The 8003-nt window shown below is 61.5% G+C and carries 9 protein-coding genes; 5 read left to right on the top strand and 4 right to left on the bottom strand.

The genetic code is table 11. The annotated features are described in order from the left end of the window. Nucleotides 1–29: 29 nt before the first annotated feature. From ACE04F_RS22120 to purM, 4 genes are all read right to left on the bottom strand, one after another. Nucleotides 30–224 carry a hypothetical protein gene (locus ACE04F_RS22120; RefSeq protein ID WP_486109931.1) on the bottom strand — a complete coding sequence of 65 codons (195 nt, stop codon included), beginning with the start codon at nt 222–224 and terminating at the stop codon, nt 30–32. A 372-nt stretch (nt 225–596) separates the two neighbouring features. After that, complete coding sequence (locus ACE04F_RS22115) at nt 597–1310, bottom strand: DUF3108 domain-containing protein (protein ID WP_305499421.1); 714 nt, start codon at nt 1308–1310, stop codon at nt 597–599. 8 nt (nt 1311–1318) lie between these two features. After that, a complete protein-coding gene (purN, locus tag ACE04F_RS22110) occupies nt 1319–1969 on the bottom strand; it encodes a phosphoribosylglycinamide formyltransferase (RefSeq protein WP_486109930.1) in 651 nt (216 codons plus the stop codon). Then, nucleotides 1969–3027 (bottom strand): phosphoribosylformylglycinamidine cyclo-ligase, encoded by a 1059-nt coding sequence (gene purM, locus ACE04F_RS22105; RefSeq protein ID WP_305499425.1) that lies wholly within the window; start codon nt 3025–3027, stop codon nt 1969–1971. The genes purN and purM overlap by 1 nt, the downstream gene beginning before the upstream one ends. 365 nt (nt 3028–3392) lie before the next feature. On the opposite strand from purM, the gene ACE04F_RS22100 reads away from it, so the two are divergent. The 5 genes from ACE04F_RS22100 (at nt 3393) to ACE04F_RS22080 (ending at nt 7977) form a co-directional block, all read left to right on the top strand. Continuing rightward, on the top strand, nt 3393–4457 hold the full coding sequence (locus ACE04F_RS22100; protein WP_486109929.1) for a DUF2066 domain-containing protein: 1065 nt from the start codon (nt 3393–3395) through the stop codon (nt 4455–4457). Nucleotides 4458–4489: 32 nt separating this feature from the next. Then, nucleotides 4490–5563: an AI-2E family transporter gene (locus ACE04F_RS22095; RefSeq protein WP_486109928.1), complete on the top strand. Its 1074-nt coding sequence runs from the start codon at nt 4490–4492 to the stop codon at nt 5561–5563. Nucleotides 5564–5732: 169 nt separating this feature from the next. Next, nucleotides 5733–6437 carry a DnaA regulatory inactivator Hda gene (gene hda / locus ACE04F_RS22090; protein WP_003178999.1) on the top strand — a complete coding sequence of 235 codons (705 nt, stop codon included), beginning with the start codon at nt 5733–5735 and terminating at the stop codon, nt 6435–6437. 213 nt (nt 6438–6650) lie between these two features. After that, the gene (locus tag ACE04F_RS22085; protein ID WP_486109927.1) at nt 6651–7277 is read left to right on the top strand and encodes a C40 family peptidase; all 627 of its coding nucleotides are present in this window, start codon (nt 6651–6653) and stop codon (nt 7275–7277) included. A gap of 166 nt (nt 7278–7443) precedes the next feature. After that, nucleotides 7444–7977, top strand: coding sequence for a C40 family peptidase (locus ACE04F_RS22080; protein WP_486109926.1), 534 nt, complete (start codon nt 7444–7446; stop codon nt 7975–7977). The last annotated feature ends 26 nt before the right edge of the window (nt 7978–8003 follow it).

The following is an 8003-nucleotide window of genomic DNA, read 5'->3' as shown; positions in this document are numbered from 1 at the left end:
TCGCTCCCACATCAGGGAATGTGTTGCCTTCAGGATTCTACGGTCTCACGCAAACGCTGCCGTTCCTCACGTTCCAGCTCAGCCTTGTAGCTATGAGCGTCAGTCTCGGAATGGAACATGCCCACCAGCAGATCCTGTTGATGCACATCCCAGATCCGGATACCGGCGGCAATGCCTTCGTGGGACATATGGGCGTCGTCGCGTTCAGTTACTTTCACAGTCATCTCGCAAGCTCCAATCTCTGTTATCTGCAGCAAGGCGTGTGCAGGGTTTTGTTATAGATTTTGGTAGCGAGCTAAGTAAATGGCCGGGGTGATAAAGAAGTTTTCATGAAGCGCACAGCCGTCGTGCAGGCCAGGCAGGGCGCGGCGTTTGGTCGCAGGTGGCGTTCATGAAGAAATTTTCATGTCGGCAAGCAGGCACCGGACCCTGTGGGAGCGAGCCTGCTCGCGAAAGCGGTGTGTCAGTCAACATCCTTGCTGGCTGATCCAATGCTTTCGCGAGCAGGCTCGCTCCCACAGGGCGGAGGTGGTGGGGTTGGAGTTCAGGCAACAAAAAGCCCCGCATCTGCGGGGCTTTTTAACGTTCGGCGCTGATCAGCTGCCTTTCACAGCCTTGCCGTTGACCGTACCGTCCTGGAGCATGATGTTGTACTCCTTGCCGTCAGTCTCGACTTGCTGGAGGCGTACCAGCAGGTAATCCCAGTCCTTGGCGAACCAGAGCACGGTGATGCGCTTGCTTTGTGTCGGGTCGCGCACGCGTTCGACCTTGATGGCGTCGATCTGGCCGGCCTTGGTGTCGACTTTTTCCGAACCGAGCACGCGGAAGTCATAGGTATCGATTTCACCGTCATCGACGACCTGATAACTCATGCTTTTCTTACCGGCCGCCACGTCGTGCTGCAGGGCCAGCTGGTACGTGGATTTGTCGACCATGCCGCGGTTCAATGGCAGCTTGACCGCGTCACCGCGATCGGTGCCGGTGACCATCTTCGCGTTCCAGTCGAAATCCAGGTCTGCTTTCTTGGCTTTACCCAGGCCGCCGCGCTCGAAGTGGTAGGACTGCGGCAGCAGGGTGTCTTTGTCCAGGGTCAGGGTGCTTTCTTCGGTCAGGCTGGCGATCATCATCGATGCCTTGAAGCTCAGCTTCCAGGTGCCGTTGGCCTCTTTGGTCAGGCTGCGCTCGGCGGTGCCGCTCATGGGCAGCTGTTTCCAGTCGGCGGTGTAGCTGGCGGAGAACGGTTGAAGGTCTGCGGCCTGTGCCAGGGGCAGGGCAAGCAGAGCGCAAGCGAAGAGCAGGGCGCGACGCATAAAATCTCCTAGTATCGAATCAAATGGCCGCTGGCGGCGAGCAACTGGCCGTCCAGTGAGGCGCCGCGATCGTCGAGCGTCAGCCGACCTTCGGCAAACCAACGCACGGCCATCGGGTAGATCTGGTGTTCGCGGGCGTGGACCCGTTGCGCCAGGCTTTGCGGCGTGTCGTGCAACTCTACCGGTATTACTGCCTGTACGACCAGTGGTCCGCCATCGAGTTCCTCGGTGACAAAGTGAACCGAGCAGCCATGCTCCGTGTCGCCGGCCTCCAGCGCGCGCTGGTGAGTGTGTAACCCTTTGTATTTGGGCAGCAGCGATGGGTGGATATTGAACAGGCGGCCCTGGTAGTGACGCACAAAGCCGGCGCTGAGGATGCGCATGAAGCCAGCGAGTACGACCAGTTGTGGTTTGAAGGTGTCGATCTGTTCGATCAGCGCGGCGTCGAAGGCCTCGCGGCCGTCGAACGCCTGGTGATCGAGGACGCGGGTATCGATACCCGCCTCCTCGGCACGTTGCAGGCCGTAGGCATCGGCGCGGTTGGAAATCACCGCGCGGATCCGGACCGGGCTGTCGCCGGTCCGTGTACTGTCGATCAGGGCCTGCAGGTTACTGCCGGTGCCGGACAACAGCACCACCACGTCACAGGTTGCGGACATCAGTGTGCCTTGAGGTTTTTCAGCTCGACCTGTGCGGCGCCTTCGGCCGCGGTGGCGATCTGGCCGATGACCCACGGCTGCTCGCCCGCGTCGCGCAGGACGTTCAGCGCGGTTTCGACGTGCTCCTGGGCCACGCAGATGACCATGCCCACGCCGCAGTTCAGTACGCGGTGCATTTCGGTTTCATCGACGTTGCCTTTTTCCTGCAGCCAGTCGAACACCGCCGGGCGGGTCCAGCTCGCCACGTCGACCACGGCCTGGGCGCCTTTCGGCAGCACGCGCGGGATGTTGTCCAGCAGACCGCCGCCAGTGATGTGGGCCATGGCCTTGACGGCGCCGGTGTCCTTGATCAGCTTGAGCAGCGGCTTGACGTAGATGCGCGTCGGGGCCATCAGCAGGTCGGCCAGTGGCTTGCCGTCGAGCTGGGTGTTCTCGATATCGGCGCCCGAGACTTCGATGATCTTGCGGATCAGCGAGTAGCCGTTGGAGTGCGGACCGGAAGAGGGCAGGGCGAGCAGGGCGTCGCCGGCGGCGACTTTCGAGCCGTCGATGATCTCGGCCTTTTCCACGACGCCGACGCAGAAGCCGGCCAGGTCGTAGTCTTCGCCTTCGTACATGCCTGGCATTTCAGCGGTTTCGCCGCCGACCAGCGAGCAGCCGGACAATTCACAGCCGGCGCCGATGCCGGTCACGACCTGGGCGGCGGTGTCGACGTTGAGTTTGCCGGTGGCGTAATAGTCGAGGAAGAACAGCGGCTCGGCGCCACAGACCACCAGGTCGTTCACGCACATGGCCACCAGGTCGATGCCGATGCTGTCGTGCTTGTTCAGGTTCAGGGCCAGGCGCAGCTTGGTGCCGACGCCGTCGGTGCCCGAGACCAGAACCGGTTGCTTGTAGCCGGCCGGGATCTCGCAGAGGGCGCCGAAACCGCCCAGGCCGCCCATGACTTCCGGGCGCGCGGTGCGCTTGGCGACGCTCTTGATGCGTTCGACCAATGCTTCACCGGCGTCGATGTCTACACCGGCGTCCTTGTAGCTCAGGGAGGGTTGCTTGCTCATGATCCAGGCCTTTAAAGGGGGGATTTCTGGGTAACGACCGATCGCCGGGGCCATTGAATAACCGTTGTGCGAATTATTCCGGGTGCCCAGCCATTGCCGGTCTGCGAAGGCGCGCGATTTTATCAGGCTTGTGGACCAGCGGCCATCCTCGCACCGACGGGCAGGGACATATCCGCGAAAAAAACCGTTATTTCTTGTATTGGTACTGGGCGACGCGTCTGTATAAGGTGTAGCGGTAAGCGGCTATGGTTATGACAATAGAAAACTCGCGCCGGGTGGTGAATGTTTTCCCCGGTGCCGTGGTCACAGCCATGCTCAATCTTCTCCACACGGCCGGTGCCAGCCGTTATGTCCGGGAATCTTCCATGCGTCTTTTCAAATTCTTGTCCATGGGCTGCCTGTCGCTGATCAGCCTGGCGAGCCATGCCGAAACCCTCAATAACCTTTATCAGGTGCGTGAGCCGGTCAGCAGCCAGGCGCCGGATGAGCGTAACCAGGCAACGTTGCGAGCGTTGGACACCCTGGTGCTGCGCCTGACCGGCGACGCCAAGGCCGCGCAGAATCCCGGCCTGGCGGCGATCCGCAAGGACCCGCAGCAGATCATTCTGCAGTACGGCTACGACGCCGGTCCTCCGGAAAGCCTGCAGGTGGACTTCGATCCCGCCAGCACCGACCGCGCGTTGCGTTCGGCCGGGCTGGCGCTCTGGGGCGCGAATCGTCCATCGATCCTGGGTTGGTGGCTGAATGACTCGGCAGAAGGCTCCAGCCTGGTCGGCGATGGCCAGGCCAGCGCCACGCCGCTGCGCCGCGCGGCCCAGCACCGGGGTTTGCCGCTGCACCTGCCGTTGGCGGACTTGAGCGAGCAGATTGTCGCCACCGCGCCGACGTTGCAAGGCAACGATCCGGCGCCGTTGCGTGGCGCGTCGGAACGGTATGGTTCGGATGCCTTGCTGGCGGTCCATGCCAAGGAAGAGGGTGGTCAGTGGCAGGCCACCTGGCGCCTGTGGCTGGGCGACCAGCGCGAACAGGGCAGCGCCCAGGGCGCCGATCCCGCGGCGCTGGCCGATGCCGTGATGTTGGCGGTGAGCCAGCGTTTGGCGCCGCGTTTCGTGGCCAAGCCGGGGGTGGCGACCGAGCAGTTGCTGGAAGTCCAAGGCATGAACCTGGAGCGTTATGCAGCGCTGGGGCGTCTGCTCGAACCGTTCGCTGGCCAGGTGCAGCGGGTCGAGGGCGACATGATCGTCTACAAGGTCAACGGCAGCGCCGAGCAACTGAAGGCGCAGTTGGCTCTGGCCAAGCTGCAGGAATTGCCACCGGCTGAAGCCGTCGCGCCAGTGCTTGCGGCGCAGCCGGCCGCCGACGGAACGGTTCCGGTCGCGACCCCGGCAACGACACCGTCGCCGGCGGCTAACTTGCGATTCCGCTGGTAGTTTTCTTTCTTTTATAGGGGCAGGAGTGGTTCATGGGCGATACGCGGCGTTGGTTCTGGTTGGGTGGGGTCGCCCTGCTGATTGCATTTATCTACTTGCTTCACCCGATCCTCACGCCGTTCCTGGTTGCGCTGTTACTGGCCTATCTGTTCGATCCGGTGGTCGATCGCCTGGAAAAACTCGGCCTGTCCCGGACCTGGGGCGTGGTGGCAGTGTTTGCGTTATTCACCTTGATCGTCAGTGCTCTGCTGCTGGTGCTGATACCCATGCTGGCCAAGCAACTGGTGCGCCTGTACGAGCTGGCACCACAAATGCTCGATTGGCTGCAGCACACCGCGGTACCGTGGGTGCAATCGAAGCTGGGCCTGGCGGACGGCTTCTGGAAGTTCGACAAGGTCAAGGCCGCCATCAGCGAACACATGGGGCAGACCACCGATATCGTCGGCGTGGTCTTGAGCCAGGCCACGGCTTCGAGCCTGGCGCTGATCGGCTGGCTGGCGAACCTGGTGCTGATTCCCGTGGTGGCTTTCTATCTGTTGCGCGATTGGGACCTGATGATGGCGAAGATCCGCAGCCTGCTGCCGCGCCACCGCGAAGAACGCATCATGACGCTGACTGGCGAATGCCACGAAGTGCTGGGGGCGTTTGTCAGGGGCCAGTTGCTGGTCATGGTCGCGTTGGGCTTCATCTATGCGGCGGGGCTGATGCTGGTAGGGCTGGAGTTGGGCCTGTTGATCGGCCTGATCGCCGGGTTGGCGGCCATCGTGCCATATATGGGGTTCGTCATCGGAATTGGCGCGGCGTTGATCGCCGGGCTGTTCCAGTTTGGCGGCGACCTGTATCCCATGGTCGGCATCGTCGCGGTGTTTATGGTCGGGCAGGCGCTGGAAGGCATGGTGCTGACGCCGTTGCTGGTGGGGGATCGTATCGGCTTGCATCCGGTGGCGGTGATCTTCGCGATCCTGGCGGGTGGCGAGTTGTTCGGCTTCACCGGGATCCTGCTGGCGCTACCGGTGGCGGCGGTGATCATGGTGCTGGTGCGTCATATGCACGATCTGTACAAGGATTCCGACATATATAGCGGCGCAGAGGACCCCGACCTCTAGGGAAAATGGCAGGCGCGGCGTCAGGGAAACTGACGCTCCGTGCCCTTGCTGCTGCAAACCTTTGATTTTGCTCGGGGTCCGGCGCATTGTGCGGTCTGCGCCACGGGTATAAACTTTGCAAACTTTACACAGAGGCCACTAATGGTTCCCTTGGAACCGTTCAGTCAGCATGAAACCGATTCAGCTGCCCCTAGGTGTGCGTCTGCGTGATGACGCCACCTTCATCAATTACTACCCAGGCGCCAATGCCGCTGCACTCGGCTATGTCGAGCGGCTTTGCGAAGCCGACGCCGGCTGGACCGAGAGCCTGATCTATCTGTGGGGCAAGGACGGGGTAGGGCGCACGCATCTGTTACAGGCGGCGTGCTTGCGCTTCGAGCAGTTGGGCGAGCCTGCCGTGTACCTGCCACTGGCCGAGCTGCTGGATCGCGGCGTGGAAATCCTCGACAACCTGGAACAGTACGAACTGGTCTGCCTGGATGATCTCCAGGCAGTGGCCGGCAAGGCCGATTGGGAAGAGGCGCTGTTCCATTTGTTCAACCGCTTGCGCGACAGTGGCCGGCGCCTGTTGATTGCCGCATCGACCTCGCCACGGGAATTGCCGGTGAAGCTGGCGGACTTGAAATCCCGCCTGACCCTGGCGCTGATCTTCCAGATGCGCCCGCTTTCCGACGAGGACAAACTCCGCGCCTTGCAGTTGCGTGCGTCCCGACGCGGCTTGCACCTGACCGACGAAGTCGGCCACTTCATCCTCACCCGTGGTACCCGCAGCATGAGCGCGTTGTTCGAGTTGCTCGAACGCCTCGACCAGGCCTCGCTCCAGGCCCAGCGCAAGCTGACTATTCCTTTCTTGAAAGAAACTTTAGGCTGGTAAAACGGTCGCGGCGTAGTGGCTCATGGCCTGTTTTGCTCGCGACGAAACCCGCGGTCCTGCTGGGCTGCAGCCCTTTCGACGTTAAAAATCGGCTTAAGCGCTTAGATGTAAAGGCAAAACCGAGAAGTCACATTTGCATCGATTGAATTTGCAAATGAGGTTGATAGAAGGCATAGTCTCGCCATCTTTACTACCTCAGCCACGGTCGTGCCCATGCTAAATCGCTTCGCACCCCTCGTGCCTCTCGCACTCGTTACCCTGTTGTTCGGTTGCGCTGCCCACTCTCCAGTGACCCAGCAAGCGCCACAACCACAGGTGAAAAACACCGTTACCGCCCAGTCTTCCGCCGTTGCGTTCCAGGAAGAAATGGCCTCCGACAAAGAGCTGGCAGACTTCGCCGGCAGCAAGCCTTATCAGCTTCCAGTGCTGGCAGACAGCATCCTGGAGCGTGGCATGTCGTTGATCGGCACACGTTATCGTTTTGGCGGGACCTCCGAAGCCGGCTTCGACTGCAGCGGCTTCATCGGCTACCTGTTTCGCGAAGAGGCGGGCATGAACCTGCCGCGTTCCACGCGTGAAATGATCAACGTGAAGGCCCCACTGGTCGCTCGCAACCAACTTGAACCCGGTGACCTGCTGTTCTTCAGCACCAATGGTCGTCGCGGTCGGGTCAGCCACGCCGGTATCTACCTGGGCGACAATCAGTTCATCCACTCCAGCAGCCGCCGCAGCGGTGGGGTGCGAATCGACAGCCTGGGCGACAGCTACTGGAGCAAGACCTTCATCGAAGCCAAGCGCGCCCTCGCCATGGCACCGACTGTCGTAACGGCTCGCAAGTAATCGCACAGTTTGTAGGGCAAACTTAAAGTCTTACTTGAAGTTTGGCCCATAGCCGCTAGAATCCATGATCATTGATTGATGGCAATCCGCCTGCGTATTACGCGGGCGGATCTGTTTCCATCTCCACGGCAGAAAAAGCCGCATCCAGATCAGGATTGTTGTGCCTATGTCGACCTCGGCCCGCCTTGCTCTCATGTTTCTCGCCGCACTGCTCAGCGCGTGCGTCAGTCGCACCCCGCCGCCCGCGCCGGTGCGGGCTCCGGTAGTGTTCGCACCTTCCCAGACTTTTTCTCCCGCCGCCGAAGACGTGCTGTTCCGGGCGTTGGGCCTGGTGGGCACGCCTTATCGCTGGGGCGGCAACACGCCGGATTCAGGTTTTGATTGCAGTGGCTTGATCGGCTATGTGTACCGTGACGCCGCCGGTATCTCGCTGCCACGCTCCACGCGCGAAATGATCAGCATGCGTGCGCCGGAAGTCGGCAAGGATGCGTTGCAGAGCGGTGACCTGGTGTTCTTCGCCACCAATGGCGGCTCCCAGGTCAGCCATGCCGGAATCTATGTCGGCGAGGGGCGTTTCGTCCATGCGCCGGCCACGGGCGGTACGGTCAAGCTCGACAGCCTGTCCAAGGCCTATTGGCAGAAAGCCTACCTGGGCGCCAAGCGCGTGCTGCAGCCGGATCATCTGGCGCGTAATCCCTGATTTCTGCTGGATAGGCTCTTGTGGCG

It is taken from the genome of Pseudomonas sp. AGC41 (assembly GCF_057334555.1).
Note: the sequence above shows the minus strand (reverse complement) of the source record. Positions and strands in the feature narration are given on the sequence as shown.

Coding starts and splice junctions, on each gene's coding strand:
- ACE04F_RS22115 (WP_305499421.1), bottom strand. CDS start 1,310: ATGCGTCGCGCCCTGCTCTTCGCTTGCGCTCTGCTTGCCCTGCCCCTG.
- ACE04F_RS22080 (WP_486109926.1), top strand. CDS start 7,444: ATGTCGACCTCGGCCCGCCTTGCTCTCATGTTTCTCGCCGCACTGCTC.
- ACE04F_RS22120 (WP_486109931.1), bottom strand. CDS start 224: ATGACTGTGAAAGTAACTGAACGCGACGACGCCCATATGTCCCACGAA.
- hda (WP_003178999.1), top strand. CDS start 5,733: ATGAAACCGATTCAGCTGCCCCTAGGTGTGCGTCTGCGTGATGACGCC.
- purN (WP_486109930.1), bottom strand. CDS start 1,969: ATGTCCGCAACCTGTGACGTGGTGGTGCTGTTGTCCGGCACCGGCAGT.
- ACE04F_RS22100 (WP_486109929.1), top strand. CDS start 3,393: ATGCGTCTTTTCAAATTCTTGTCCATGGGCTGCCTGTCGCTGATCAGC.
- ACE04F_RS22095 (WP_486109928.1), top strand. CDS start 4,490: ATGGGCGATACGCGGCGTTGGTTCTGGTTGGGTGGGGTCGCCCTGCTG.
- ACE04F_RS22085 (WP_486109927.1), top strand. CDS start 6,651: ATGCTAAATCGCTTCGCACCCCTCGTGCCTCTCGCACTCGTTACCCTG.
- purM (WP_305499425.1), bottom strand. CDS start 3,027: ATGAGCAAGCAACCCTCCCTGAGCTACAAGGACGCCGGTGTAGACATC.